Below are 25,960 nucleotides of genomic sequence, written 5' to 3' on the forward strand. Positions count from 1 at the left end.
CGGGGCAGCACCGCCGGGGGGGGGGGGGGGGGCGGGGGGGGGGGGGGGGCCCGGGGGCGGGGGGGGGGGGGGGGGGGGGGGGGGGGGGGGGGGGGGGGGGGGGGGGGGGGGGGGGGGGGGGGGGGGGGGGGGGGGGGGGGGGGGGGGTGCGGGGTGGAGCGGGTGCGGGGTGCGGGGTGCGGTGCGGCTGGGCCCGGGTCAGCGCACCCAGCCGGTGACGCGCCCGGTGCCGCGCTGCGGGGAGCGGGCGGGGGCGGTGGGGGCGGCGGGGCGGCCCGTGGAGCCCTCCAGCGCGGCGGCGACCGCGCGCACGAGCCAGGTGTTGACCGAGACGCCGTCGCGTGCCGCGGCGACCTCGACCTGCGCCTTGAGGTGGTCCGGCAGGCGCAGGGTGGTGCGGGTGGTCGAGCCGCCCTCGCCCTCGCCGGCCGGCGGGCCGTCGGCGGGCGCGTCGGCGGGCGCGTCCGCGGCGCGGACGGCCGCGGACGGGTCGTGCGGGTCGTGCCGGTGGTGCGGGAGGGTCGCGGTGGTGACGACGAACTCCGGGGAGCCGTCGCGCAGGCGGACGTCCACCGAGCCGGGCGCGAGCTCGGCGGAGATCTCCCCGGCCGCGTCGGAGAGCGCGCCGAGCAGGACCAGGCGCGCGGCGGCGTCCAGCGGGGCGGTCAGGCGCCCGGCGAGCTCGCGCGCCTGCTCCCCCCCGGCACCGGCCGCCGTGGCCAGCTGCCGCTGGAGGTCGTCGACGTACTTCGCGAGGTCCACGACGTCAGTGTGGCACCACTCGTGGTGTCACATCAAGGGGTGTGGTGTCACGCGCGGGCCGGGGTCAGTCCCACTCCGTGGGCAGGGAGGGGTCGCGGTGGTGCGCGAGGACGCGCTCCAGCTCCTCGCGGGTCACCCGCGAGCCGGACAGCTCCGGCAGCTCGTCGAGCCCGAACCAGCCGACCTCGAGGGTCTCCAGGTCTTGCGCGGGCACGGGCTCACCGACCACCCGGCACAGGAAGAACAGGTGGAAGACGGACACCGGCAGCGGCGGCTGCTTGCCGCGCACGTCGCGCTCCCACACCGCCACCAGCTTGGTCACCTCGACGGGGTGGCCGGTCTCCTCCAGCACCTCGCGCACCGCCGCCTCCCCGGGCCGGTCGCCCGGGTCGACCCAGCCGCCCGGCAGCGACCACAGCCCGTCGCTGCGCTCGCGCAGCATCAGCAGGCGCTCGCGCTCGTCGACGACGCCGGCGCGCACGTCGACCTTGGGGGTGGCGTACCCGGCGTCGCGGCCCAGCACGAGCCGCAGCTCCTCCACCGGCGTGGCGGACACGGTGGCCAGCAGCTGCGCGGCCAGCTCGGCGACCTGCCGGTAGCGGGCGGTGTCGTAGTCCTTGGTGGCGTCGCCGACGGAGTACGCCAGGCCGTCCTGGGCCAGGGCGGCCAGCCGCACCGCGGCCCGCCGCACCCGCTCCGCCCGCTGCTCCGTGCCCTCCGTCCCCTGCGCCCCGGTGCCGGGCCCGCTCACGCCACGCGCACCACGGCGACGCCCTCGCCGAGCAGGCGCACGCCGCCGGCCAGTAGCTCCGGCGCCGGGCCGGAGGGGAAGGCCGCCAGCACCTCCACCGGCTCGCCGCCGACCTCGACGTCGCCGCCGCCGCCGAGGGCGACGACCACCCGGTGCGCGCCGCGGTGCAGCACCAGCGCACCACCGGCCACGTCCACGCGCACCGCGCCCAGGTCGGCGTCGCGCAGGTCGGGCACCTCGCGGCGCAGCCGGGTCAGGGTGCGGTACCACCGCAGGACCCGCGCGTGCGGCTCCTGCTCGACCTCGTCCCAGCGCAGCACGGAGCGCTGCTTCGTGGCCGGGTCCTGCGGGTCGGGCACGTCCTCCGCGCTCCAGCCGTGCTCGCCGAACTCCGAGCGCCGCCCGCGGCTGACCGCCTGGCCCAGCTCGGGGTCGGGGAAGGAGGTGAAGAACTGCCACGGCGTGGAGGCGTTCCACTCCTCGCCCATGAACAGCATCGGGGTGAAGGGCCCCAGCAGGTACAGCGCGGCGCCGGAGGCCAGGCGCGCCTCGCTGAGCAGGTGCCCGATGCGCTCGCCGACGGCGCGGTTGCCGACCTGGTCGTGCGTCTGCAGGTAGCCCAGGAACGCGCTGCCGGGCACGCGCGAGCGGTCGACCCGCTTGCCCCACACCTCGCCGCGGAAGCTGGAGAACCGCTCGGCGTGGAAGAACGCCTCCTCGAAGGTGGTCTTGAGGACCTCCGGGGAGCCGAAGTCGCCGTAGTAGCCCTGCCGCTCGCCGGTCAGCAGGGCGTGCAGCGCGTGGTGCACGTCGTCGTCCCACTGGGCGGTCATGCCGAACCCGCCCTGCGCGGTGGGGGTGACCATCGCGGCGTCGTTGAGGTCGGACTCGGCCACCAGCGACAGCGGCCGGCCCACCTCGGCGGACAGCGCGGCGACCTCGTCGGCGAGCTGGGCGAGCACGTGCACGGGGGAGTCGTCGACCAGGGCGTGCACCGCGTCCAGGCGCAGCGCGTCGACGTGGAAGTCGCGCAACCAGCGCAGCGCGTCGTCGCAGATCCAGCGGCGCACCTCCACCGAGCCGGTGTCGTCGAGGTTGACCGCCGCGCCCCACGGGGTGTCGTGCTTGTCGGTGAAGTACGGGCCGAACTCGCCCAGGTAGTTCCCGCTGGGACCGAGGTGGTTGTAGACGCAGTCCAGCGCGACCGCCAGCCCCTTGCCGTGGCAGGCGTCGACGAACGCGGCGAAGCCCTCCGGGCCGCCGTACTCGTGCTGCACCGCGTACGGGGCCACGCCGTCGTAGCCCCAGTTCCACGGCCCGTCCCACGCCGAGACGGGCAGGACCTCCACGACGTCCACGCCCAGTTCCACGAGGTGGTCCAGGTGCTGCGCGGCCGCCGCGAACGTGCCCTCGGGGGTGAAGGTGCCCACGTGCAGCTCGTAGAAGACCGCCCCGCGCGCCTCGCGCCCGCCCCAGGAGCCGTCGGTCCAGGTGAAGGTGGAGGGGTCGACCACGGCGCTGGCGCCGTGCACGCCCTCGGGCTGCCAGCCCGAGCGCGGGTCGGGGCGCGCGTCGCCGCCGTCGAGGGAGAAGGCGTAGCGGGTGCCGTGCCCGGCGCCGTCCACGTCCGCCGTCCACCAGCCCTCGCGCGGGCTGTCGCTGCGGCGCATGGCGTGCCGCTGCGCGTCCTCGCCCGCGCCCACCAGAAGGTCCACCCGCTGCGCCTGCGGCGCCCACACCCCGAACTCCATGGGGCAACCCTGTCGGAGACGGCGCGCTGCGGCGACTCGGCGCCCGCGGGGGCGCCGAGCCGCCGGGCGGCTCAGCCCTCGCGCACCAGCAGCGCCACGGGCAGCTCGCCGAGGACGTCGGCGATGCGCACCGCGCCGCCGGGCACGGTGGTGCCCGTGAACGCGTCGCGCCAGGTCCCCTCGGGCAGCGAGAGGGTGTGCTCGCCCCAGCCGCCGTGGCGCTGCAGCGAGACGGGCAGGCGGGTGGTCACCGCGATCGCGCCGGGCGCACCGGCCGGGCCGCGCCCGAACGCCAGCGCGTGGCCGGTGGTGGTGGGCACGGGGGAGTACCCGGCGTGCTCGCCGACGAACAGCTCGGGGTGGTCGCGGCGCGCGCGCAGGGTGCGCGAGACCACGAGCAGCTTCTCGTCGTGCAGGTCCGCCGGGGCGGAGCCGGCGTCCAGGGCCGCCAGGCGCCGGGCGCGGTCGGCGTAGTCCACGGGACGGCGGTTGTCGGGGTCGACCAGCGACAGCTCGACCAGCTCGGTGCCCTGGTAGACGTCCGGCACGCCGGGCATCGCCAGCTGCACGAACTTCTGCCCCAGCACCGCCACGCGCGCCACCGCGGCGGTCTCCTCGACGAACCCGCGCACCGCGGCCAGGACCGCCTCGTCGCCGAGCACGCCGGTGGCGAAGCGCTCCACGGCGGACTCGTACGCCTCGTCCGGGGAGGTCCACGTGGTGTGGTCCTTCGCCTCGCGGGTGGCCTTCTGCAGGTAGCCCAGCAGCCGCTCGGCGGAGATCGGGCCCTCGCCCCAGGTGCCGAAGAGCGTCTGCCACACCAGCAGCTCGGTGCGCGCGTCCAGCTCCCCGGCGCGGTGCTCGGCGGCCAGCTCGCGCCAGCGCGCCAGCGCCGCGCCCCACTCCTCGGTCAGCTCCGAGAGCACCGACAGGCGCGCGCGCACGTCCTCGCTGCGCTTGGTGTCGTGGGTGGACAGCGTCGTCATGGCCGCCGGCCAGTCGCGCGCCAGGGCCGCGCAGAAGGAGTGGAACTCCTCCGGGGAGGTGCCGAAGCGGGTGGGGTCGCCGCCCACCTCGTTGAGCGAGGACAGCCGGAACCAGCGGTAGAACGAGGTGTCCTCGATGCCCTTGGCCATCACCGGCCCGCACGTCTGCTGGAAGCGCACGACGAACTCGGCCGTGCGCGGGTCGTCCGGGCTGCCGGCGCGGCCCAGCGCCAGGTCCACCACGACCCGCAGGGTGTCGTGGCGCTCCTCGGGCAGGTGGGCGCGGGCGTGCTCGGCGGCGCCCTCGACCACGCGCACCGCCTCCGGCGGGGCGGGCTCGCCGGGCACGACGTAGGCGCGGTACTGGTGGAAGGCCACCAGCAGCTCCACGACGCACTCGTGCAGGCCGCGGCGGGTGTGGTCGCGCAGGTCGACGTCGTCGTGGCAGATGCCCGAGAGCAGCTCCACCAGGCGGTGCACCTCGGCGTACAGGCCGTGCTCGACGACCTCGCGCTTGGCGTTGTCCACGACGGCCTGGAAGGTGCCGGTCTCGCCGGTCAGGGCCGTGTACTGCTCGGTCAGCGGCTCGGCGCCGGCCGGGTCCAGGAACAGCCCGCCCACGCGCTGCAGGGCGTCGTAGCCGGTGGTGCCCGCGCACGCCCAGTCCGCCGGCAGCACCTCCTCGCCCTCGAGGATCTTCTCCACCACGACCCACGCGCTGCCGTCGCCGGTGGCCCCCGAGGTGGCCTCGGCCAGCCACCGCAGGTACCCGCGCGGGTCGGCCAGGCCGTCGGGGTGGTCGATGCGCAGGCCCTGCAGGTCGCCGCGGCCGACCAGCTCCAGCAGCAGCGCGTGCGAGGCGTCGAAGACCTCGCGGTCCTCCACGCGGATCGCCGCCAGGGTGTCCACGTCGAAGAAGCGCCGGTAGTTCAGCTCCTCGTCGGCCACCCGCCAGTGCGCCAGGCGGTACCACTGGCGGTCCACCAGCTGCGCCAGCGGCAGGTCCTCGGTGTCCGGGCGCACGGGGAAGACGTGGTCGTAGTAGCGCAGCACGCGCTCCTCGCCCTGCGGCGTGGAGCGGGTGTCCAGGCTGAGCTCGCCGTCGGCGAGGACCTGGCCGATGCGCTGCCCGAGCACCGCCATGAGGATGGCGCGGTCCTGCACGGACCAGTCCACGTCGAACCAGCGCGCGTACGGCGAGCGCGGGCCCTCCTTGAGCACCGACCACAGCTGGGCGTTGTCGTGCGCCGGGGTGGGTACCGCCATGTGGTTGGGCACCACGTCGGCCACCGCCGCCAGGCCGGCCCCGCGCAGCGCGGCCACGAGCCGGTCGAAGCCGGCGCGACCGCCGGCCTCCTCGTTGAGCCGGGAGTGGTCCACCACGTCGTAGCCGTGGGTGGAGCCGGCAGCGGGCTGCAGGACCGGCGAGAGGTACGCGTGCGAGACGCCCAGGCGCTGCAGGTGCTCGGCCTGGGCCGCGGCGTCGTCGAAGGTGAACGCCGGCTGCACCTGGAAGCGGTAGGTGCTCAGCGGCACGACGGCGGGGCGGTAGGTCGGGTCGCTCACTTCTCTCCCAGGGGTCCACGGGCCAGCACGAGCACGGAGCGGGCGGCCACGGGCAGCTTCGTGCCCGGCGAGAACGCCGTCTCCTCGGTGAAGATGGTCACCACGCCGACCTGGTCGTCGGCGGTGTCCAGGCGCGGGCGCCAGTCGTCGCCGTACGCCTTCTCGGGCAGGGTGAACTCCACCGCCTCGTGCCACGGGTTGAACATGATCAGGAACGAGTCGCCCACGATGCGCTCGCCGCGGCGGTCCGGCTCGGGGATGGCCTCGCCGTTGAGGAAGACCATCAGGGAGCGGTTGGCCGCGTCGGCCCAGTCCGCGTCCTGCATCTCCGTGCCGTCGGCGCCGAACCACTCGATGTCGCCGATCTCGCTCTCCCCGCCGTGGCGGGCGTCGCCGGCGAAGAAGCGGCGGCGCTGGAACACCGGCTCGGTGCGCCGCAGCTGCACCACCCGGCGGGCGAAGCTCAGCAGCTCGCGCTGCGCGCCGGAGAGCTCCCAGTCCACCCAGGCCAGCTCGTTGTCCTGGCAGTAGACGTTGTTGTTGCCGCGCTGCGTGCGGCCGAGCTCGTCGCCGTGCAGGATCATCGGCACGCCCTGGCTCAGCAGCAGCGTCGTCAGCAGGTTGCGGTGCTGGCGCGCGCGCAGCGCGACGATCCCGGGGTCGTCCGTCGGCCCCTCCACGCCGCAGTTCCACGAGCGGTTGTGGCTCTCGCCGTCCGCGCCGCCCTCGCCGTTGGCCTGGTTGTGCTTCTCGTTGTAGGAGACGAGGTCGCGCATGGTGAAGCCGTCGTGGGCGGTGACGAAGTTGATGCTGGCGATCGGCTTGCGCCCGGAGTGCTCGTACAGGTCGGAGGAGCCGGTGATGCGGCTGGCGAACTCCGCCAGGGTGCCCTGCTCGCCGCGCCAGAAGTCGCGCACCGTGTCGCGGTAGCGCCCGTTCCACTCCGTCCACAGCGGCGGGAAGCCGCCGACCTGGTAGCCGCCGTCGCCGACGTCCCACGGCTCGGCGATGAGCTTGACCTGGGAGACGACCGGGTCCTGCTGCACGAGGTCGAAGAACGCGCTGAGGCGGTCGACCTCGTGGAACTGGCGGGCCAGGGTGGCGGCGAGGTCGAAGCGAAAGCCGTCCACGTGCATGTCCGTCACCCAGTACCGCAGCGAGTCCATGATCAGCTGCAGGACGTGCGGGGAGCGCATGAGCAGGCTGTTGCCCGTGCCGGTGGTGTCGAAGTAGTGCTTCTGGTCGCCGTCGACCAGCCGGTAGTACGCCTGGTTGTCGATGCCGCGGAAGCACAGCGTCGGGCCCATGTGGTTGCCCTCGGCGGTGTGGTTGTAGACGACGTCGAGGATGACCTCGATGTTCGCCTCGTGCAGCGCCAGCACCATCGACTTGAACTCCTGCACCTGCTGGCCGCGCTGGCCCGTGGAGGAGTACGCGTTGTGCGGGGCGAAGAAGCCGATCGTGTTGTAGCCCCAGTAGTTGGACAGGCCCTTCTCGACCAGGTGCGTGTCCTGCACGAACTGGTGCACCGGCATGAGCTCGACGGCCGTGACCCCCAGCGAGGTCAGGTGCTCGATCATCGCCGGGTGCGCCATGCCGGCGTAGGTGCCGCGGATCTCCTCGGGGATGTCCGGGTGCAGCTGGGTCAGGCCCTTGACGTGCGCCTCGTAGATCACCGACTCGTGGTACTCGTGCGCCGGGCGGCGGTCGTTGCCCCAGTCGAAGAACGGGTTGACGACCACCGAGAGCATCGTGTGCCCCAGGCTGTCGTCGGTGTTGACCACGGAGTTGTCGTCGAAGCGGTAGGAGAAGAGCGACTCGTCCCCGTCGACCTGGCCCTCCACGGCCTTGGCGTACGGGTCCAGCAGCAGCTTCTCGGGCTGGCAGCGCGCCCCGCTCTCGGGGTGGAACGGGCCGTGCACCCGGTAGCCGTAGCGCTGGCCGGGCATGACGGAGGGCAGGTAGGCGTGCCAGACGAAGCCGTCGACCTCGGGCAGGTCGATGCGCTGCTCGCGGCCGGACTCGTCGATCAGGCACAGCTCCACCCGGTCCGCGACCTCGGAGAAGAGGGCGAAGTTCGTGCCCGCCCCGTCGTAAGTGGCGCCCAGGGGGTACGGGCGTCCGGGCCAGATCTGCATCGCGGGTCCTTCCACTGCCTAGCTCGTGCACGAAGCGTGCGCGGTCGAGCGTCATCATGGCCGCTCCCGGCACCGCGCACACCCCGGCCCGCGCGCGCCAGCGCGCCTGGCCGGGCGCCGGGCCCGGCGCGGCTAGCCTGCCGCGGTGCCCGACGACCTCAGCCCCGCCGGTGCGCACCCCCGCCCGGTCCCGGTCCCGCCCCCGCCCCCGGTCGCCGTCGTGCGGGGCGCGGACCCGGCGGTGCGCCGGGCCGCGGCCGCCGCGCGCGAGGTCACCGCGCGCACCGTGGAGTCGTGCCTGCGCTTCCGGGTGACCGGCCTGGCCGCCGAGGGGGGCTTCTTCGCCCTGCTCTCGCTGCCCCCGCTGGTCTTCGGGCTGGTCGCCAGCCTGGGCCACCTGGGGCGCTGGCTGGGCGCGGCGCGCGTGGCCGGCGCCCGCGAGGAGCTGACCGACCTCGCCGCGGCGTTCTTCACCCCCGAGGTGGTCGCCCAGGTGGTGCTGCCCACCTTCGACGCGGTGACCGCCACCGGCCGCGCGGACCTGTCGCTGCTGGCCCTGGCGCTGAGCGTGTGGTCCGGCTCGCGGGCGCTGAACGTCCACGTCGACACCATCTCGATCATGTACGGCCTCGGCGGGCACCGCGGCGTCGTGCGCACCCGGCTGCTGTCGCTGTCGACGTACCTGCTGGGCCTGCTCGTGGCGGTGGTCGTCGTGCCGCTGCTGCTGGTGGGCCCCCGGCTGGTGGCGCAGTGGCTGCCGGCGCAGCTGCGGGTGCTCTCGGGGGCGTACTGGCCGCTGGTGCTGGTGCTGCCGGTGCTGTGCCTGGCGGGGCTGTACCACCTGTCCACGCCGGTGCGCGGGCGCTGGTGGCGCGCCCTGCCCGGCGCCGCGCTGGCGCTGCTGCTGTGGCTGCTGGCGTCCTCGCTGCTGCGCCGGCTGCTGGCCCTCTCCGTCGGCGGCACCCCCACGTCCGTGTACGGCCCGCTGGCCGCCCCGATCGCGGTGCTCGTGTGGTTCTACGTGCTCACCCTCGCGGTGCTGGTGGGCGCGGCGCTGAACGCGGCGGTGGACCGGCGCTGGCCCGACCCGACCTGCGCCGCGGCGCGCGGGGCCGCCCGCGCCCGGGCGCAGCAGCGGCGCCGCTGGGTGCCCTGAGGCGGCGGGGGGGCGCCCCCCCCCCCCCCCCCCCCCCCCCCCCCCCCCCCCCCCCCCCCCCCCCCCCCCCCCCCCCCCCCCCCCCCCCCCCCCCCCCCCCCCCCCCCCCCCCCCCCCCCCCCGCGCCTCAGCGGCAGGCGGGCCCGACGCAGGCCGGGCTGAGCCCGGCGCCGCGCACGCGGTTGCGCCCGCCGGTGGCGACCGGGGCGTCGATGCCGCGCCCGGCCACGCCGCGCACGTCGTTGCGCTCGACCACGGCCGCGGCGGTGCCGTAGGTGGTGTCCGGCAGGTAGCGGATGCCGTCCCCGCCCGCGTCGCGCACGCGGTTGCGGCTGATGCTGAAGCTGCCCTCGGTCTCGGCGCCCTCGACCACCACGGCGGCGCCGGAGGTGCGCGAGACGTCGTTGAGGTCGATGCGCACGTCGCGGTGCCCGTAGCCGGTCACGGCCACGCCGTGCACGGAGTCGCTGATGCGGTTGGCGGTGACGTCGACGTCGGAGCCGAGGTAGGGCAGCGAGACGCCGGCCTCGGCGCCGCTGATCGTGTTGCCGGAGATCGTGCCGCGCTCGTCGGCGTTGGACTCCACCAGCTGCACGCCGTCGCGGCCCCCGGCGCGCACCGCGTTGCCCACCACCCGCGGCGCGATGGCCAGCAGGCTCACCGCGGGGCGGTCGGTGTCGTTCTCGATGCGGTTGCCCTGCACGAGCGGGCGCACGGCGTACTGCAGCGCCAGGCTGCCGCGGATGCGCGAGGCGCGCACCGAGGCGTCGTCGACGAGGTAGCCGTCCACGAGCCCGTCCACGTCCAGGCGGCTGAGGACCAGGCGGTCGGTCTCGTACACCGCCACGTCGCCGACGACCCGCCCGCGCCGGACCGTGACGTCCGCCAGGCCCTCGCCCTCCGCGGACGGCTGCACGAGCACCGCTGGGCCCTCGCCGGCGCGCAGCAGGTGCCCGTCCAGGTCCAGGACCACCCCGCTGGCGGCCACGGTCAGCCCCGCCCCCGCGCACACCAGGTCGCCCCGCAGCGTGGTGTCCTGCGTGATCGTGTCCCCGCACCGCACCGGTGCGGGGGCCGCAGCGGCGGCCGGCGTCGCGACCAGCGCCGTCGACGCCGCCACGGCAGCGGTGAGCAGCTTGCGCACGGTTCCCCCCCCGTCGTCAGCGGCCGGGCGGTGTTCGGCCCGGCTCGCACGCACGACGGTAGCGCCGCCCCCGAGCTTGCGGAGCGTAATCGGGATATCACCGCGTGGCGTCCCCCATTCGGGCCAGCCCGCTCGCGGACGGTCACGCCCGCGCCGGGCGGGAACGCGAGCGGCCCCGCCCGGCGTTGCACCGGTGCCGGGCAGCAGCCACCCACCTGCCACCCACCTGGAGGACCCTTGGTCACCGGACGACCCGCCGGCAGCCCGGCGGCCACGCTCACGTTCGCCACCCTCAGCGCCCGGGGGGGCGCGGTCGGCGCGGACGACGCCGGCGCCGACCGCTCCGACGCCCTGCGCGAGGACCGCGCACCGCACGTGCGCTCCGCCGCCGGGGGAGCCGGCGGCACCTGACGCCCCCGGGCCGCGGGGCCGCGGGGCCGTGGGCCCCCTGGCCCGACCGGTCAGGGGCTGGCGGCCAGGAAGAGGAAGGCCGCCAGCAGCACCAGGTGCACCCCGCCCTGCAGGCGGGTGGCGCGCCCGGGCACGACGGTGAGCACCCCGACGAGCACGGTCAGCGCCAGCAGGACCAGCTGGGTGGGGCCCAGCCCCAGCAACAGGGGGCCCTCCAGCCAGATCGAGGCCACGGCGATCGCCGGGATGGTCAGCCCGATGCTGGCCATGGCCGAGCCCAGCGCGAGGTTCAGGCTGATCTGGGTGCGCCCGCGGCGGGCGGCGTTGCCGGCGGCGATCGTCTCCGGCAGCAGGACCAGCAGGGCGATCACCACGCCCACGAAGGACTGCGGCAGGCCCAGGCCGGCCACGCCCGCCTCGATCGCGGGGGACTCCACCTTCGCCAGCCCCACCACGGCCACCAGCGCCAGCAGCAGCAGGACCAGGCTGACCGCGGTCGCGCGCGCGCTCGGCGGAGCGGCGTGCTCCTCCTCCCGCAGCGCGCCGCCGTCGGGGGCCACGGGCAGGAAGAAGTCGCGGTGGCGCACCGTCTGGGTGACCACGAACATCGCGTACAGCGCCAGGGACGCCACGGCGGCGAACACCAGCTGCGCCGGGGAGAACTGCGGCCCGGGGCGGGCGGTGGTGAAGGTGGGCAGCACCAGGCTCAGCGCGGCCAGGGTGGCCACCGTCGCCAGCGCGGCCCCGGTGCCCTCGGCGTTGAAGACGGTGGTGCCGAAGCGCCGCGCGCCCAGCAGCAGCGACAGGCCCAGGACGCCGTTGCAGGTGATCATCACGGCCGCGAAGACGGTGTCGCGCGCCAGCGAGGACGCCTCCGGCCCCCCCGCGGCCATCAGGGTGACGATGAGGGCCACCTCGATGACCGTGACGGCCACCGCCAGCACCAGGGAGCCGTACGGCTCGCCCACCCGGTGCGCGACCACCTCGGCGTGGTGCACCGCCGCCAGCACCGCCCCGGCCAGGACCACCGCCACCAGGGCGACCACCGGACCGCCCGGGTAGCTGCCCCACGTCAGGGCCAGCACCACCAGGGCCGCCACGGGGGCGATCGAGGTCCACGTGAGCCACGGCGGTGTCCGGGAGCGCGAAGAGGTCATGCCCCCAGCCTCACAGAGGCCCGGCGAGCCTCAACCCCGGCGCCGCACCAGCCGATGAGAGCGACGTGCTCACTCGACTGCGCGACCTGAAGGTCGCCTCCAAGCTCTTCGCCGGTTTCGGCGTCGTCTGCCTCGTGCTCGCCGTGGTCGTGGGCCTGGGCATCAACCGCCTGGGCTCATCCCAGGCGAACCTGAAGGCGCTCTCCGGCAGCGGCGTGGCCTCCGTGCAGACCATCGGCGTCGTCAAGGAGGTCTTCTCCGGCGGGCGCATCGACCTGCTCAAGGCCGCGCTGGCGCCCGACGCCGCCGACACGCAGGACGCGCTGGCGGACATGGCGGACAGCGACGAGGCCTACGACCAGGCGTGGCAGGCCTACCTGGCCAGCTCCCCGGCGGCCCCGAAGGCCCAGCACGCCAAGGCCGAGGAGCTCATGGCGCAGTACCGCACCGCCCGCGAGGCGCTGGTCCCGCTGGCCGAGGCCAACGACACCGCCACCTTCTACGCCCAGCGCAAGGCCACCACCTCGCCCATCGTCGACGCCCTCAACGCCGAGCTGGACGCGATCAGCGCCGCCGAGCAGGACGCCGCCGCGGACACGGCCGCCGCCGGCTCGGCCGCCTACCACGAGGCCGTGGTGCTGCTGCTGGTCATCGGTGCTCTGGCGGTGGCGGTGGCGATCACGGTGGCCGTGGTCGTGGCCCGCTCCATCGCGCGTCCGTTGGCCAAGACGCTGAGCGTGGTGCAGGGCCTGGCCGGCGGGCGGCTGGATCAGCGGGTGGGCTACTCCGCCAAGGACGAGGTCGGGGCGCTGGCCGGTGCGGTGGACGCCACGATGGACACCTTGACCACCACGATGCGCCGCATCGCCGCTTCCTCGCGCTCGCTGGCCTCCTCCAGCGAGGAGCTCAGTGCGGTGGCCACGCAGCTGTCCAGCGGTGCGGTGCAGTCCGCCTCGCAGTCGCAGGTGGTCTCCGCCGCGACCGAGGAGATCTCCGCCTCGATCGGCACGGTGGCCGCCGCCGGGGACGAGATGAGCTCGGCGATCCGGGAGATCGCCACCTCCACCGCGGAGGCTTCCGGGGTGGCCGCGGCCGCGGTCTCCTCCGCCTCGGAGGCCTCCACGATCCTGGAGCGCCTGTCGGCCTCCTCCCGCGAGATCGGGGAGGTCGTCAAGCTGATCACCTCCATCGCCGAGCAGACGAACCTGCTGGCGCTGAACGCGACCATCGAGGCCGCCCGGGCCGGGGAGCTGGGCAAGGGCTTCGCGGTGGTGGCCGGGGAGGTCAAGGAGCTGGCGCAGCAGACCGCGCGGGCAACCGAGTCGATCATCACGCGGGTCAACGCCACGCAGGCCGATGCGGGGGCGGCGGCCAGCGCGATCGGGGGCATCACGGAGGTCATCTCGCGCATCGATGCGCTGCAGGCGACGATCGCGGCGGCGGTGGAGGAGCAGTCGGCGACCACCAGTGAGATGGTGCGCAACGTCAGCGAGGTCTCCACCGGCAGCCAGGAGATCGCGGTGAACATCTCCGGCATCGCCTCCGCGGCGGAGCACACCACGGCGGGTGCGAACCAGACCGCGGCGACGGCCGGGGAGGTCTCGGCGGCGGCGGCGGAGCTGAACCAGCTGGTGGGCTCCTTCACCCTGCCGCGCGGCTGACACCCGTCCCCGGCGCCGTCGCGGCACGCTCCGAGGAGCGGTGCGACGCGCCGGGGGAGGAGACGACGACACCCGGGTGAGCACCCGTCGTCGAGGGCCCCGCCGGTTCCGGCGGGGCCCTTCCTCGTGCTGCGGGTGCGGGAACGCGCAGCGGCCCGGCCCCCTGGGGGGACCGGGCCCGTGACCTGCGGTGTTACCGAGTGGGCGATACTGGGATCGAACCAGTGACCTCTTCCGTGTCAGGGAAGCGCGCTACCGCTGCGCCAATCGCCCTCGTGCGCACCGGGAGCTACCCGGTGGGCTGTGAGGTGGAGACGGGATTCGAACCCGTGTGGACGGCTTTGCAGGCCGCTGCCTAACCTCTCGGCCACTCCACCGCGAGGCTCGCGCCTGTGAGCCGGCCTCCGAGCGGACGACGGGACTCGAACCCGCGACCCTCACCTTGGCAAGGTGATGCGCTACCAACTGCGCTACGTCCGCACGTCCTCGGTTCCCCGGCCTGCCGGCCGGTTCCCCGTGACGTCGTAGACACTAGCCGACGGCTGCGGGTGGAGTCCAACCGCCCCCGCCGGGCCGTTCACCCGCCGTTCCCCTGCCGTCCGCGCCGCCGCGACGCGACGAGGCCCGCCCCCGGCGTCGGTGCCGGGTGCGGGCCTCGTGCGAGCGTCGTGCTGTCGCTGCTGGTCAGGCGGTCAACCGGGCGATCAGGTCGTCCAGGTCGAGGTGACGCGCCTCCCGCCCCGGCGGCACGAGGGCGTCGGCCCGGCGCAGGAAGCGCCGGACGTCCGCCTCGTCCGCCTCGAGCTCCGCGTTGCCGTCCGGGGAGGACAGGCGCAGCAGGACCCGGGGACGACCGTCGGGGGAGTCGGGGCACGGCCGCACCTGCACGTCGCCGTCGCCGGCGGGTGCGGTCAGCCCCTCCCTCAGCAGGTCGCGGGCGAAGACCCACTCCACGTCCGCGTCCCCGCCGCGGAAGACCGCGTGGATGGCGAACGGGTCGTCAGCCCCGTAGTGCAGGCTGGCGGGGACCGGCAGTCCCGGGCCGTTGGTGGTGCGTAGGCGCAGCGACACGTCGACGTCGACCTCGGTCTTGCGGTGCGGCAGTGCAGGCACGTCGACCTCCGTGTGCTCATGGCCGCTGACGGGCTCCAGCGACCGTGCTCGACAGTTTCCCACCATCCGCGGGCTTGAAACACCCGATCGGTGCAACTGCGACGCGGCGAGTCGCGATCGGGTTCCCGCGGGCGCCCCCGCGCGGGCCCGGGAGCGTTGCGGGCCCCTCGCGCGTTGCACCCGGAGCGGCCCCCGGGGGCGGGGTCGCGGGAGGAGGGACGGGTGCGCGTGACGGCGAGCAGCCAGGACGGCCGCGGCGGGACGGGCGGCCGGGCACCCGCGAGCGGCGGGAGCGCCCCGGCGCGGCCCTCGGACCCCCCGCGCCCGGCCGGCCTGCCCGACCCGCCGCCGGGACCGGGCGTGCCGGCCCCCGCCGCCGCCGTGCCCGCCCCCCGCCGCCACCGCGTCGAGCGCCTGCGGGCGGCGCTGCGCGCGCGGCGCGAGCGCCTGCGCGCCGACGCCCACGCCGACCGCGCCTACCGCACGGCCGTCGGGGTCGTCGGCACGGGCGTCGTCCTGCTCGGGCTGGCCCTGGTGCCGCTGCCCGGCCCCGGCTGGCTCGTGGTCTTCCTGGGCCTGGCCGTGCTCGGCACGGAGTTCGCCACCGCCCGCCGGCTGCACCGCTTCGCCCGCCGCCAGGTGCACCGCTGGAGCACGTGGCTGGCGCGCCGCTCCTGGCGCACCCGCGTGGCCCTGGGCAGCGGCACCGCCGCGGCCGTCGGGGCCCTGGCGTGGGGCTACCTGGCCTGGCAGGGCGTGCCCGCCTGGAGCCCGGAGGTCGTCACCGCCCAGCTGACCCGCCTGCCCGGCCTCTGAGCGCGCCGGCGACCGCACCGGTGCGCGCCGGGCGCGCGGTCGGGGGTGGTCGCGAGCCCCCTCGCGGACGCGCTATGGTTCTCCCACCGGTCGCGGTCAGCGGTCGCACCGGGGCGATTAGCTCAGCGGGAGAGCACCTCGTTCACACCGAGGGGGTCACTGGTTCGATCCCAGTATCGCCCACCCAGTCCCACCGGGAGCGCAGCGTGCAGAGCCTCGAGGTCGTCCACGACCCCGGGGCTCTCGTCGTCTCCGAGCTCGCGCTCTTCCCCGTCAAGTCCGTCGCCGGCCTGCGCCCGGCGCGCGTCGACGTCGGCCCGCAGGGCCTGGCCGGCGACCGCGGCTTCGTCCTGGCGCCCGTCGGCGGCGAGGCGCTGACCGCGAAGACCGCTCCGCGCCTGCGCGAGCTGGAGCTGTCCGGCAGCGCCGGCGCCCCGCTGGTGCGCGCACCCGGCGCCGAGCCCGGGGACCTGGCGGCGGTCGCCCGCCACCTGGGCCTGGACGCGCCGCTGGAGCTGCGCGCGGCCCCCGGGGGAGCCCGGCAGGTGGCCGCCGTGCACGTGGTGACCACCCTCGAGCGCGACGAGCCCGGCGCCGGGGACGCCTCGCGCGCCAACCTCGTGCTGGCCCCGGCCGCCGGGGCCCACCCGCCCGCGGCCCTGCCCGAGGGCGCGGTGCTGGAGGTCGGTGGGGTGCTGCTGCGGCTGGGCCGCCCCCCGCGGCACTGCGCCGGCTCCTTCGCCGAGGTGCTGCGCGCCGGGGCGGTGCGCACCGGCGACGCGGCGCGCCTGCGGGCGCGCCCGGGCGGTGCGCCCGGCTCGCCCGGCTAGAGTCGCGGGCGCGGGACCCCCCCCCGCGCCCCGCCCGACCCACCCCTCCCGGAGGCACGCAGTGTCCGCCCAGCTCACCGTCACCCGTTCCGGCGCCGGGGCGCCCGCGACGACGGTGCAGGTGGCGCCGGGGACCACGGCCGCCGAGCTGTTCGCCGAGGAGCGCGACGTCGTCGTCGCCCGCGTCAACGGCGAGCTGCGCGACCTGGCGCACCCGCTGGCCGACGGCGACGAGGTCGAGGGCGTGCTGATCTCCTCCGAGGACGGCCTGGCCGTGCTGCGCCACTCCGCCGCCCACGTGGTGGCCCAGGCCGTGCAGCAGCACTTCCCCGACGCCAGGCTGGGCATCGGCCCGCCGATCCGCGACGGCTTCTACTACGACTTCGACGTCGAGCGCCCCTTCACCCCCGAGGACCTCAAGACCCTCGAGAAGAGCGTGCAGCGCATCGTCAAGGAGGGCCAGCGCTTCGTGCGCCGCGTCGTCACCGACGACGAGGCCCGCGAGGAGCTGGCCGGCGAGCCGTACAAGCTGGAGCTGATCGGGCTGAAGTCCAGCGCCGGCGACGCCTCCGACGCCGCCGAGGGCGCCGGCGTGGAGGTGGGCGCCGGCGAGCTGACGATCTACGACAACGTGCGCCGCGACGGCACCGTGGCGTGGAAGGACCTGTGCCGCGGGCCGCACCTGCCCAGCACCCGCCTGGTCGGCAACGGCTTCAGCCTGCTGCGCTCGGCGGCGGCGTACTGGCGCGGCAGCGAGAAGAACCCGCAGCTGCAGCGCGTCTACGGCACCGCGTGGGCCTCGAAGGAGGACCTCAAGGCCTACCAGGAGCGCCTGGCCGAGGCCGAGCGGCGCGACCACCGCCGCCTTGGCGCCGAGCTGGACCTCTTCTCCTTCCCCGACGAGATCGGCTCCGGCCTGGTCGTCTTCCACCCCAAGGGCGGGGTGGTCAAGCGGGTCATGGAGGACTACGTGCGCCGGCGCCACGTGGAGGAGGGCTTCGACTACGTCGGCACCCCGCACATCGCCAAGGGCGGGCTGTTCGAGACCTCCGGGCACCTGCCCTACTACGAGGACACGATGTTCCCGGCGATGGAGCTGGAGAACAGCAAGTACTACCTCAAGGCCATGAACTGCCCCATGCACAACCTGATCTTCCGCTCGCGGGGGCGGTCCTACCGCGAGCTGCCGCTGCGGTTCTTCGAGTTCGGGTCGGTCTACCGCTACGAGAAGAGCGGCGTGGTGCACGGGCTGACCCGCGTGCGCGGGCTGACCCAGGACGACTCGCACAGCTACGTCACCCCCGAGCAGGCCCCCGGCGAGATCAAACACCTGCTCGACTTCGTCCTCGGGCTGCTGCGCGACTTCGGCCTGGACGACTACTACTTGGAGCTGTCGACCCGCGGGGACTCGGAGAAGTTCATCGGATCCGACGAGGAGTGGGAGAAGGCCACCGCGGTCCTGGAGACCGCCGCCCGCGAGACGGGTCTGGAGCTGGTCGCCGACCCCGGCGGCGCCGCGTTCTACGGCCCGAAGATCTCCGTGCAGGCCAAGGACGCCATCGGCCGCACGTGGCAGATGTCGACCATCCAGTACGACTTCAACCAGCCCGCGCGCTTCGGCCTGGAGTACACCGCCGCCGACGGCTCCAAGCAGCAGCCCGTGATGATCCACTCGGCGAAGTTCGGCTCCCTGGAGCGCTTCTTCGGCGTGCTCACCGAGCACTACGCCGGCGCGTTCCCGCCCTGGCTGGCCCCCGTGCAGGTCGTCGGCGTCCCCGTCGCCGACGCCCACGTGGACCACCTGCGCGAGGTGGCCGCGCAGCTGCGCTCGCGCGGCGTGCGGGTGGAGGTCGACGCCTCCGACGACCGCATGCCCAAGAAGATCCGCACCTGGACCAAGCAGAAGGTGCCCTTCCTGCTCATCGCCGGCGCCGAGGACGTCGAGGCCGGGGCGGTCTCCTTCCGCTACCGCGACGGCAGCCAGGAGAACGGCGTGCCCGTCGCCGACGCGGTGGCGAAGGTCGTCGACGCGGTCGAGCGGCGCGTGCAGGTCTGATGGCCGGCGTGGACGAGCCCGTCGCCGCCGAGCCGTCGGCCGCCTTCCCGGGCGACCCCGACGGCTTCGAGCGGCTGTGGACCCCGCACCGCATGGCGTACGTCAAGGGCGAGCACAAGCCCGTCGACCCGCACGACGCCGGGCAGTGCCCCTTCTGCCGGGCGCCGGGGCGCACCGACGAGGACGGTCTGGTGGTGCACCGCGGCGAGCGCGTGTTCGTCGTGATGAACCTCTTCCCGTACAACCCCGGCCACCTGCTGGTGTGCCCCTACCGCCACGTCTCCTCCTACGTCGACCTCGACGCCGCGGAGCTCGTGGAGTTCACCGCCCTGACCCGGGCCGCGGTGCTCACCCTGCGCGCCGCCTCCGGCCCCGCCGGGTTCAACATCGGCATGAACCAGGGCGACGTCGCCGGCGCCGGCATCGCCGCCCACCTGCACCAGCACGTGGTGCCCCGCTGGGCCGGCGACTCCAACTTCCTGCCGGTGGTCGCGCGCACCAAGGCGTTGCCGGAGCTGCTGGAGGACACCCGCCGCCGCCTGGCCGCGGCGTGGACGAGCACCGACCCGTCCGACCCGGCCGGCCCGGCCGGCGCGGGGGGCTGAGCCGTGCTCGGCCGCAACGCGCGCGCCCTGTCCGCGAGGGTCTTCACGCCCCCGGCGCGCCTGCTGCTGCGCCTGGGCGTCGGCCCGGACGCGGTGACCGTCGCCGGCACCGCCGGCGTCGTCGTCAGCGCCCTGACGCTCTTCCCGACGGGCCACCTGCTGTGGGGCTCGCTGGCGGTGGCCTTCTTCGTGCTCTCCGACACCGTCGACGGGATCATGGCCCGCACCCTGGGCCGCTCCGGGCGCTGGGGCGCCTACCTGGACTCCACCATGGACCGCTTCGGCGACGGCGCGGTCTTCGGCGGGCTCGTGGTGTGGGCCGCCCGCGGCGGCGACTCCCCGCTCACCGCCGCGCTGGCCCTGCTGTGCCTGGTGCTGGGCAGCGTCGTGCCCTACGCCAAGGCCCGCGCCGAGGGCCTGGGCTTCACCGCGGACGTGGGCCTGGCCGAGCGCTCCGACCGCCTGGTGGCCGCCCTGGTCGGCGCCTTCCTCGTCGGGCTCGGGGCGCCGGTGGCCGTCCTGACGGTCGTGCTGGCGCTGCTGGCCGTCGCCAGCCTGGTCACCGTCGTGCAGCGCATGGCCACCGTGCGCCGCCAGGCGCTGGCCGGCGCCACCAGCGCTCCGGGCGCGTGAGCGGCCCGCGCGAGCGGCTGACCACCGGCGCCCTGCGGCTGGGCCGCCACCTCGCCCCGGCCGTGCCCGAGCCGCTGGCCCTGGCCCTGGCCGAGCGCGCCGCCGACCGCGTCCACGCCCGCGGCGGCCCGCGCGTGGAGCAGCTGCGCGCCAACCTGCGCCTGGCCCGCCCCGGTGCGCCGCCGCAGGAGCTCGACGCCCTGGTCCGCGAGGGCCTGCGCTCCTACGCCCGCTACTGGTGCGACCTGCTGCGGCTGCCCGGCTGGTCGCGCCAGCGCACCGTGGGCAGCGTGCGGGAGGTGGGCGCGCAGCCGCTGCGCGAGGTGCTGCGCTCCGGGCGCGGGGCGGTGGGCTTCCTGGGGCACCTGGGCAACTGGGACCACGCCGCGGCGTGGTCCGCCGTGGAGCTGGCCCCCGTGGTCACCGTGGCCGAGCGGCTGCGCCCCGAGGCGCTCTTCGACGACTTCGTCGCCCTGCGCCGCCGCCTGGGCACCGAGGTGCTGCCCCTGGGCGACCCCGCGACCTTCCCGGCCCTGGTGCGCCGCGCCCGCGACGGCGCCTTCGTGCCGCTGCTGGCCGACCGCGACCTGTCCGGCAGCGGCGTGCCGGTGGACCTCCTGGGCCGGCGGGTGCGCGTGGCCGCCGGGCCCGCGCTGCTGTCCCTGCTCTCCGGGGCGCCGCTGTTCCCGCTGGCGTGCTGGTACGACGGCCCGGCCCGGCGCCCGCGCACGCTCGTGGTGGAGGTCGGCGCGCAGGTGCACCCCCCGCCCGCCGACCCGGCGCTGGGCGCGCGCGAGCAGCGCGCCGCCGCGGTGGCCGCCATGACGCAGCAGTGCGCCGACGCCCTGTCCGCCGCGGTGCGCGCCCACCCGCAGGACTGGCACGTGCTCCAGCCGCTCGCGGAGGCGAGCGCGGGCGAGGGCGCGGGCACGGGCGCGGACCCCGCCGCCGGGGGGGCCGGGGCGTGAGGGTCGGCCTGGTGTGCCCGTACTCCTTCGACGTGCCCGGCGGCGTGCAGTTCCACGTGCGCGACCTCGCCGAGCACCTGCTGGGCCTGGGCCACTCCGTGCGGGTGCTGGCCCCCGCCGACGACCCGGCCACCCTGCCGCCGTTCGCCGACGCCGCCGGCGGGGTGGTCGCCGTGCCCTACAACGGCTCCGTGGCGCGGCTGTCCTTCGGCCCGCTGACGGCCGCGCGGGTGCGCCGCTGGCTGGCCGAGGGCGGCTTCGACGTCCTGCACGTGCACGAGCCGCTCTCGCCGAGCACCTCGCTGCTGGCGCTGTGGGCCGCCCAGCGCCCCGTGGTGGCCACCTTCCACAGCGCCAACCTGCGCTCGCGGGCGATGCAGGCCGCCTCCCCGCTGCTGCGCCCGAGCCTGGAGAAGATCGCCGCGAGCATCGCCGTCAGCGAGGACGCGCGGCGCACCGTCGTCGAGCACGTCGGCGGCGACGCCGTGGTGGTGCCCAACGGCGTCTTCACCGAGCGCTTCGCCCGCGCCGCGCGCCGCGCCGAGTGGTCCGGCACCCCCGAGCGCCCCGTCGTGGCGTTCGTCGGCCGCCTCGACGAGCCCCGCAAGGGCCTGGGGGTGCTGTGCGAGGCGGTGCCCCTGGTGCGCGCGGCGCTGCCGGGCGCGCGCTTCCTCGTCGCCGGCCGCGGCGACGTCGAGGCGGCCCGCGCCGCGCTGCCGGACCCCGGTGCGGTGGAGTTCCTCGGCGCCGTCGACGACGACGACAAGCGCTCGCTGCTGGCCTCGGCCGACGTCTACCTCGCCCCGCACACCGGCGGGGAGAGCTTCGGCATCGTGCTGGTGGAGGCCATGGCCGCCGGCGCCGCGGTCGTCGCCAGCGACCTGGGCGCCTTCCGCCGCGTCCTGGACGACGGCGCCCACGGGCGGCTGTTCCCCACCGGCGACGCGGCCGCGGCGGCCGGCGCCGTCGTGGCGCTGCTGCGCGACCCGGCCGCGCGCGAGCGCCTGGCGCGCGCCGGGCGCCGCGCGGCGCAGCGCTACGACTGGTCCGTGGTGGCCGCCGACGTCCTCGCCGTCTACGAGACCGTGCGCGCGGGGGAGGAGGCGCACCGCCCGGGCGAGCAGCGGCGCCCGCCGCGGTGACGGCGCTGGCGTGGGCGCTGACGGCGCTGCTGGCCCTGTGCCTGCTGGCCTGGTACCTCTCCGGCACGGCCCAGCGCCTGGACCGCCTGCACCGGCGGGTGGAGACCAGCCGCGCGGCGCTCGAGGCGGAGCTGACCCGCCGCGCCTCCGCGGCGCTGGAGCTGGCCACCTCCGGACGCCTGGACCCGGCGGCCTCGCTCGTGCTGGCCGACGCGGCCACCGCCGCCCTGGACGCCCCGCGCACCCCGGCGGCGCTGCGCGACGCCACCGACGCCGACGACTCCGCGCGCTGGCGCGCCGAGAGCGACCTGACCCGCGCCCTGGCCGCCGCGCTGCCCGGGCCGGCGGGCGGCGCGGACGGCGACCCGGGCGTGGCGCGGGTGCGCGACACCGCCCGCCGCGTCGGGCTGGCGCGCCGCTTCCACAACGACGCCGTCGTGCAGGCGCGCCGGCTGCGGGTCCGGCGCCGCGTGCGCTGGGCGCGCCTGGCCGGGCACGCCCGGCTGCCCGAGACGGCCGACTTCGAGGACGGCACCGACGACGGGACGCCGGGCGGGGGCGTCCGTCCCGCCTCGTAGGATGGACCCGGCATCCCCGGGGGTCCCCGGGCACACCCGACCCGAAGAGGCGCGAGGCGCGACGACCGTGAGCATCGAGCAGACCACCCCCAGCGCAGGGCACAGCACGCCGCAGGCGGAGGGCGTCGCCGGCACCGGTCCGGCCGTCGGCACCGACCGCGTCAAGCGCGGCATGGCCGAGATGCTCAAGGGCGGCGTGATCATGGACGTGGTCACCGCCGAGCAGGCGCGCATCGCCGCCGACGCCGGCGCCGTGGCCGTCATGGCGCTCGAGCGCGTGCCCGCCGACATCCGCGCCGAGGGCGGCGTCTCGCGCATGAGCGACCCCGACATGATCGAGTCGATCATCGAGGCCGTCTCGATCCCCGTCATGGCCAAGGCGCGCATCGGCCACTTCGTCGAGGCGCGGGTGCTGCAGTCGCTGGGCGTGGACTACGTCGACGAGTCCGAGGTCCTCACCCCGGCCGACTACGCCCACCACATCGACAAGCACGCCTTCACCGTGCCGTTCGTGTGCGGGGCCACGAACCTCGGCGAGGCGCTGCGCCGCATCACCGAGGGCGCGGCCATGATCCGCTCCAAGGGCGAGGCCGGCACGGGCGACGTCTCCAACGCCGTGACGCACATGCGCACCATCCGCGCCGAGATCAACCGGCTGCGCTCCATGGCCCCCGACGAGCTCTACGTCGCCGCCAAGGAGATGGCCGCGCCCTACGAGCTGGTGCGCGAGGTCGCCGAGCGCGGCGCGCTGCCCGTGGTGCTCTTCACCGCCGGCGGCATCGCCACCCCCGCCGACGCGGCGATGATGATGCAGCTGGGCGCCGACGGCGTCTTCGTCGGCTCGGGCATCTTCAAGTCCGGCGACCCGGCCCGCCGCGCCGAGGCGATCGTGAAGGCCACCACGTTCCACGACGACCCCGACATGGTCGCCAAGGTCTCCCGCGGCCTGGGCGAGGCCATGGTGGGCCTGAACGTCGAGGCCATCCCGGAGCCGCACCGCCTGGCCCAGCGCGGCTGGTGACCCGCTGAGCACCCCGGGCGCGGCGGGGGCCGCGGACCCGCTCGGCCCGGAGTGGGCCACGGCGCCCGACGGCACCCGCACCCGCAGCGCCGCCCGCGTCGTCGTCCTCGACGGCGCGGGCCGGGTGCTGCTCGTGCGCGGCACCGACCCCACCGCGCCCGGTGCCTCGTGGTGGTTCACCGTCGGCGGCGGGCGCGCGCCGGGGGAGCCGGCCCGCGAGGCCGCCGCGCGCGAGCTGCGCGAGGAGACCGGCCTGCTCGTCGCGCCGGGCGAGCTCGCCGGGCCGGTGTGGGAGCGCACCGCCGACTTCCCCTACCTGGGGCAGCCGTGCCGCCAGCACGAGGAGTTCTTCGTGCTGCGCCTGGGCGCCGGCGCCGAGCTGTCGCGGGCGGGCTGGACGGCCCTGGAGGTCGCCACGATCACGGACGTGCGCTGGTGGTCGGTGCAGGAGCTGCGCACCACCGTGGACACCGTCTACCCCGCGGGCCTGGCCGAGCTGCTGGCCGAGCTGCTGGCGGACCCGCCGGCCGGGCCGCCCGCCGGCGGGCCCCGCGCGATCGGCTGACGCGCCGGCGCCTACCCTCCCCGGGTGAGCAGCGAGACCCCCACCGTCGGCGTGCTGGCCCTGCAGGGCGACGTGCGCGAGCACCTGGCCGCCCTGACCTCCGGCGGGGCGCGCGCGGTGCCGGTGCGCCGCGAGCGCGAGCTGGACGACGTCGACGGCCTGGTGCTGCCCGGCGGGGAGTCCACCACCATCGACCGCCTGCTGCGCACCTTCGAGCTGCGCGAGCCGCTGCGCGAGCGCATCGCGCAGGGCCTGCCGGTCTACGGCTCGTGCGCGGGCATGATCCTGCTGGCCGACCGCGTCCTCGACGGCGCCCCCGACCAGCGCACGCTGGGCGGCCTGGACATCACGGTGCGCCGCAACGCCTTCGGCCGGCAGGTGGTCAGCTGGGAGGAGGACCTGCCCGTCGAGGGCGTCACCGGCGACGGCGCCCGCGTGCGGGCGGTCTTCATCCGCGCCCCGTGGGTGGAGGAGGCCGGCGAGGACGTGCGCGTGCTCGCCCGGGTGGGCTCGGGCCCGGCCGCGGGTAGGATCGTCGCCGTGCGTTCCGGCGACCTGCTGGCGACGTCGTTCCACCCGGAGATCACCGGGGACGACCGGGTGCACCGCTACTTCGTGGAGCTCGTGCGCCAGCGGCTCCGCGGGCGGGAGCACGAGGAGCGGCGGGTCTGAGGTCCCCCGGCGGCCCACGGGACGGTTGACGAGGCAGCGAGCGAACGGCGGAGGGAACACCATGTCCGGCCACTCCAAGTGGGCGACGACCAAGCACAAGAAGGCCGTCGTCGACGCCAAGCGCGCCAAGAGCTTCGCTCGGCTGATCAAGAACATCGAGGTGGCCGCCCGCACCGGCGGCGGCGACCCGGCCGGCAACCCCACGCTCTACGACGCCATCCAGAAGGCGAAGAAGACCTCGGTGCCGGCCGACAACATCGAGCGCGCCGTCAAGCGCGGCTCGGGCGCGGAGGCCGGCGGGGCCGACTGGCAGACCATCACGTACGAGGGCTACGGCCCCAACGGCGTGGCGATGCTCGTCGAGTGCCTCACCGACAACAAGAACCGCGCGGCCATGGAGGTCCGCACGGCCATGACGCGCAACGGCGGCTCCATGGCCGACCCGGGCAGCGTGGCGTACATGTTCAGCCGCAAGGGCGTCGTCGTCATCGGCAAGGAGGGCACCTCGCTGACCGAGGACGACGTGCTCACCGCCGTCCTCGAGGCCGGCGCGGAGGAGGTCACCGACCAGGGCGACACCTTCGAGGTCGTCTGCGAGGCCACCGACCTCGTCGCCGTGCGCGAGGCGCTGCAGGCCGCGGGCATCGACTACGACTCCGCCGAGGCCAGCTTCGTGCCCAGCGTGCAGGTGCCGCTGGACGCCGAGGGCGCCGCGAAGGTGTTCCGGCTGATCGACGCCCTCGACGACTGCGACGACGTGCAGAACGTCTTCGCCAACTACGACGTCTCCGACGACGTGATGGCGGCCCTCGAGGACGCCTGAGCCCGGCCCGTCCGCACGGCCCCGGTCCCGCCGCGTGCGAGGCTGGGGCCGTGCGCGTCCTGGCAGTCGACCCCGGCCTGACCCGCTGCGGCCTGGGGGTGGTCGAGAGCACCGGCGCGCCCGCCGCGGCCGGCCGGCGGGTGCGCATGGTCGCCGTCGGCGTGGTGCGCACCCCGGCCGCCGACCCGGTGCCGCAGCGGCTGCTGGCGGTGGCCGAGGGGCTGGAGGCCTGGCTCGACGAGCACGCCCCCGACGTGGTGGCCGTCGAGCGCGTCTTCGCCCAGGCCAACGTGCGCTCGGTGATGGGCACCGCCCAGGCGGCGGGCCTGGTGCTCGTGGCGGCCGCCCGGCGCGGGCTGCCGGTGGCGATGCACACCCCCAGCGAGGTCAAGGCCGCCGTGACCGGCTCCGGGCGCGCCGACAAGGAGCAGGTCACCGCCATGGTCACCCGCATCCTCGGCCTGGACGCGCCGCCGAAGCCGGCCGACGCCGCCGACGCGCTGGCGCTGGCGCTGTGCCACCTGTGGCGCGGGGCGGGCACCACGCGGCTGGAGGCCGCCGCCCACGCGGCCCTGGTCACCGGCCGGCGCAACGGCTACGCCGAGGCCGTGGCCGCCGCGCGCCGCCCGGTGGGCCGCCCGCGCTGAGGCGAGCG

24 protein-coding genes and 4 tRNA genes are annotated in these 25,960 nt (G+C 76.0%); 17 read left to right on the plus strand and 11 right to left on the minus strand.

Annotated elements, in window-relative coordinates:
* Window positions 1-198: 198 nt before the first annotated feature.
* From ACRYMN_RS09580 to glgX, 5 genes are all read right to left on the minus strand, one after another.
* Complete coding sequence (locus tag ACRYMN_RS09580; RefSeq protein WP_432494371.1) at window positions 199-762, minus strand: toxin-antitoxin system HicB family antitoxin; 564 nt, start codon at window positions 760-762, stop codon at window positions 199-201.
* Window positions 763-826: 64 nt separating this feature from the next.
* Window positions 827-1,513 (minus strand): NUDIX hydrolase N-terminal domain-containing protein, encoded by a 687-nt coding sequence (locus ACRYMN_RS09585; protein WP_432494373.1) that lies wholly within the window; start codon window positions 1,511-1,513, stop codon window positions 827-829.
* Window positions 1,510-3,264 carry a malto-oligosyltrehalose trehalohydrolase gene (gene treZ / locus ACRYMN_RS09590; RefSeq protein WP_432494375.1) on the minus strand — a complete coding sequence of 585 codons (1,755 nt, stop codon included), beginning with the start codon at window positions 3,262-3,264 and terminating at the stop codon, window positions 1,510-1,512. Before treZ ends, ACRYMN_RS09585 begins: the two co-directional genes overlap by 4 nt.
* A gap of 71 nt (window positions 3,265-3,335) precedes the next feature.
* Entirely contained in the window at window positions 3,336-5,816 is a 2,481-nt protein-coding gene (gene treY / locus ACRYMN_RS09595; protein WP_432494377.1) for a malto-oligosyltrehalose synthase, read from the minus strand.
* On the minus strand, window positions 5,813-7,954 hold the full coding sequence (gene glgX / locus ACRYMN_RS09600; RefSeq protein WP_432494379.1) for a glycogen debranching protein GlgX: 2,142 nt from the start codon (window positions 7,952-7,954) through the stop codon (window positions 5,813-5,815). Before glgX ends, treY begins: the two co-directional genes overlap by 4 nt.
* A 145-nt stretch (window positions 7,955-8,099) precedes the next feature.
* Here glgX and ACRYMN_RS09605 point away from each other — a divergent pair, with 145 nt between their 5' ends.
* A complete protein-coding gene (locus ACRYMN_RS09605; RefSeq protein WP_432494381.1) occupies window positions 8,100-9,110 on the plus strand; it encodes a YihY/virulence factor BrkB family protein in 1,011 nt (336 codons plus the stop codon).
* A gap of 127 nt (window positions 9,111-9,237) precedes the next feature.
* Here ACRYMN_RS09605 and ACRYMN_RS09610 read toward each other — a convergent pair whose 3' ends face one another.
* Complete coding sequence (locus ACRYMN_RS09610) at window positions 9,238-10,254, minus strand: right-handed parallel beta-helix repeat-containing protein (protein WP_432494383.1); 1,017 nt, start codon at window positions 10,252-10,254, stop codon at window positions 9,238-9,240.
* Window positions 10,255-10,491: 237 nt separating this feature from the next.
* Here ACRYMN_RS09610 and ACRYMN_RS09615 point away from each other — a divergent pair, with 237 nt between their 5' ends.
* On the plus strand, window positions 10,492-10,665 hold the full coding sequence (locus ACRYMN_RS09615) for a hypothetical protein (RefSeq protein ID WP_432494385.1): 174 nt from the start codon (window positions 10,492-10,494) through the stop codon (window positions 10,663-10,665).
* Window positions 10,666-10,715: 50 nt separating this feature from the next.
* Here the strand turns inward: ACRYMN_RS09615 and ACRYMN_RS09620 are convergent, their stop codons facing one another.
* Window positions 10,716-11,822, minus strand: a complete 1,107-nt coding sequence (locus tag ACRYMN_RS09620) for a calcium:cation antiporter (RefSeq protein WP_432494387.1) — start codon at window positions 11,820-11,822, stop codon at window positions 10,716-10,718.
* A 65-nt stretch (window positions 11,823-11,887) separates the two neighbouring features.
* On the opposite strand from ACRYMN_RS09620, the gene ACRYMN_RS09625 reads away from it, so the two are divergent.
* Window positions 11,888-13,483 carry a methyl-accepting chemotaxis protein gene (locus ACRYMN_RS09625; RefSeq protein WP_432494389.1) on the plus strand — a complete coding sequence of 532 codons (1,596 nt, stop codon included), beginning with the start codon at window positions 11,888-11,890 and terminating at the stop codon, window positions 13,481-13,483.
* A 201-nt stretch (window positions 13,484-13,684) separates the two neighbouring features.
* Here ACRYMN_RS09625 and ACRYMN_RS09630 read toward each other — a convergent pair.
* The 4 genes from ACRYMN_RS09630 to ACRYMN_RS09645 all read right to left on the minus strand — a co-directional run bounded on the left by ACRYMN_RS09630 (window position 13,685) and on the right by ACRYMN_RS09645 (window position 14,596).
* A tRNA-Val gene (locus ACRYMN_RS09630) sits at window positions 13,685-13,756 on the minus strand.
* A 33-nt stretch (window positions 13,757-13,789) separates the two neighbouring features.
* Window positions 13,790-13,860 (minus strand) — tRNA-Cys (locus tag ACRYMN_RS09635).
* A gap of 30 nt (window positions 13,861-13,890) precedes the next feature.
* Window positions 13,891-13,963: transfer RNA gene (locus ACRYMN_RS09640), tRNA-Gly, on the minus strand.
* Window positions 13,964-14,167: 204 nt separating this feature from the next.
* Window positions 14,168-14,596, minus strand: coding sequence for an SsgA family sporulation/cell division regulator (locus ACRYMN_RS09645; protein ID WP_432494391.1), 429 nt, complete (start codon window positions 14,594-14,596; stop codon window positions 14,168-14,170).
* A 222-nt stretch (window positions 14,597-14,818) separates the two neighbouring features.
* On the opposite strand from ACRYMN_RS09645, the gene ACRYMN_RS09650 reads away from it, so the two are divergent.
* The 14 genes from ACRYMN_RS09650 to ruvC all read left to right on the plus strand — a co-directional run bounded on the left by ACRYMN_RS09650 (window position 14,819) and on the right by ruvC (window position 25,952).
* Window positions 14,819-15,412, plus strand: a complete 594-nt coding sequence (locus tag ACRYMN_RS09650; RefSeq protein ID WP_432494393.1) for a TIGR02611 family protein — start codon at window positions 14,819-14,821, stop codon at window positions 15,410-15,412.
* Between the two features lie 111 nt (window positions 15,413-15,523).
* Window positions 15,524-15,595 (plus strand) — tRNA-Val (locus ACRYMN_RS09655).
* 23 nt (window positions 15,596-15,618) lie between these two features.
* Window positions 15,619-16,242: an MOSC N-terminal beta barrel domain-containing protein gene (locus tag ACRYMN_RS09660; protein WP_432494395.1), complete on the plus strand. Its 624-nt coding sequence runs from the start codon at window positions 15,619-15,621 to the stop codon at window positions 16,240-16,242.
* A 61-nt stretch (window positions 16,243-16,303) separates the two neighbouring features.
* Entirely contained in the window at window positions 16,304-18,298 is a 1,995-nt protein-coding gene (gene thrS, locus ACRYMN_RS09665) for a threonine--tRNA ligase (protein ID WP_432494397.1), read from the plus strand.
* Window positions 18,298-18,903: an HIT family protein gene (locus ACRYMN_RS09670; protein ID WP_432494399.1), complete on the plus strand. Its 606-nt coding sequence runs from the start codon at window positions 18,298-18,300 to the stop codon at window positions 18,901-18,903. The genes thrS and ACRYMN_RS09670 overlap by 1 nt, the downstream gene beginning before the upstream one ends.
* A gap of 3 nt (window positions 18,904-18,906) precedes the next feature.
* Entirely contained in the window at window positions 18,907-19,536 is a 630-nt protein-coding gene (gene pgsA, locus ACRYMN_RS09675) for a phosphatidylinositol phosphate synthase (protein WP_432494401.1), read from the plus strand.
* Window positions 19,533-20,504, plus strand: a complete 972-nt coding sequence (locus tag ACRYMN_RS09680) for a phosphatidylinositol mannoside acyltransferase (protein WP_432494403.1) — start codon at window positions 19,533-19,535, stop codon at window positions 20,502-20,504. Before pgsA ends, ACRYMN_RS09680 begins: the two co-directional genes overlap by 4 nt.
* Window positions 20,501-21,646, plus strand: coding sequence for a glycosyltransferase family 4 protein (locus ACRYMN_RS09685; RefSeq protein WP_432494405.1), 1,146 nt, complete (start codon window positions 20,501-20,503; stop codon window positions 21,644-21,646). The genes ACRYMN_RS09680 and ACRYMN_RS09685 overlap by 4 nt, the downstream gene beginning before the upstream one ends.
* Window positions 21,643-22,224 carry a hypothetical protein gene (locus ACRYMN_RS09690; protein ID WP_432494407.1) on the plus strand — a complete coding sequence of 194 codons (582 nt, stop codon included), beginning with the start codon at window positions 21,643-21,645 and terminating at the stop codon, window positions 22,222-22,224. The genes ACRYMN_RS09685 and ACRYMN_RS09690 overlap by 4 nt, the downstream gene beginning before the upstream one ends.
* A gap of 73 nt (window positions 22,225-22,297) precedes the next feature.
* Entirely contained in the window at window positions 22,298-23,245 is a 948-nt protein-coding gene (gene pdxS / locus ACRYMN_RS09695; RefSeq protein ID WP_432494499.1) for a pyridoxal 5'-phosphate synthase lyase subunit PdxS, read from the plus strand.
* A 4-nt stretch (window positions 23,246-23,249) separates the two neighbouring features.
* On the plus strand, window positions 23,250-23,810 hold the full coding sequence (locus ACRYMN_RS09700) for an NUDIX hydrolase (RefSeq protein WP_432494501.1): 561 nt from the start codon (window positions 23,250-23,252) through the stop codon (window positions 23,808-23,810).
* Between the two features lie 24 nt (window positions 23,811-23,834).
* Window positions 23,835-24,482, plus strand: a complete 648-nt coding sequence (gene pdxT, locus ACRYMN_RS09705) for a pyridoxal 5'-phosphate synthase glutaminase subunit PdxT (RefSeq protein WP_432494409.1) — start codon at window positions 23,835-23,837, stop codon at window positions 24,480-24,482.
* Window positions 24,483-24,543: 61 nt separating this feature from the next.
* The gene (locus tag ACRYMN_RS09710) at window positions 24,544-25,305 is read left to right on the plus strand and encodes a YebC/PmpR family DNA-binding transcriptional regulator (protein WP_432494411.1); all 762 of its coding nucleotides are present in this window, start codon (window positions 24,544-24,546) and stop codon (window positions 25,303-25,305) included.
* Window positions 25,306-25,355: 50 nt separating this feature from the next.
* On the plus strand, window positions 25,356-25,952 hold the full coding sequence (ruvC, locus tag ACRYMN_RS09715) for a crossover junction endodeoxyribonuclease RuvC (protein WP_432494413.1): 597 nt from the start codon (window positions 25,356-25,358) through the stop codon (window positions 25,950-25,952).
* Window positions 25,953-25,960: the final 8 nt, after the last annotated feature.

It is taken from the genome of Kineococcus gypseus (assembly GCF_050871305.1).
Classification (GTDB): Bacteria; Actinomycetota; Actinomycetes; order Actinomycetales; family Kineococcaceae; genus Kineococcus; species Kineococcus gypseus.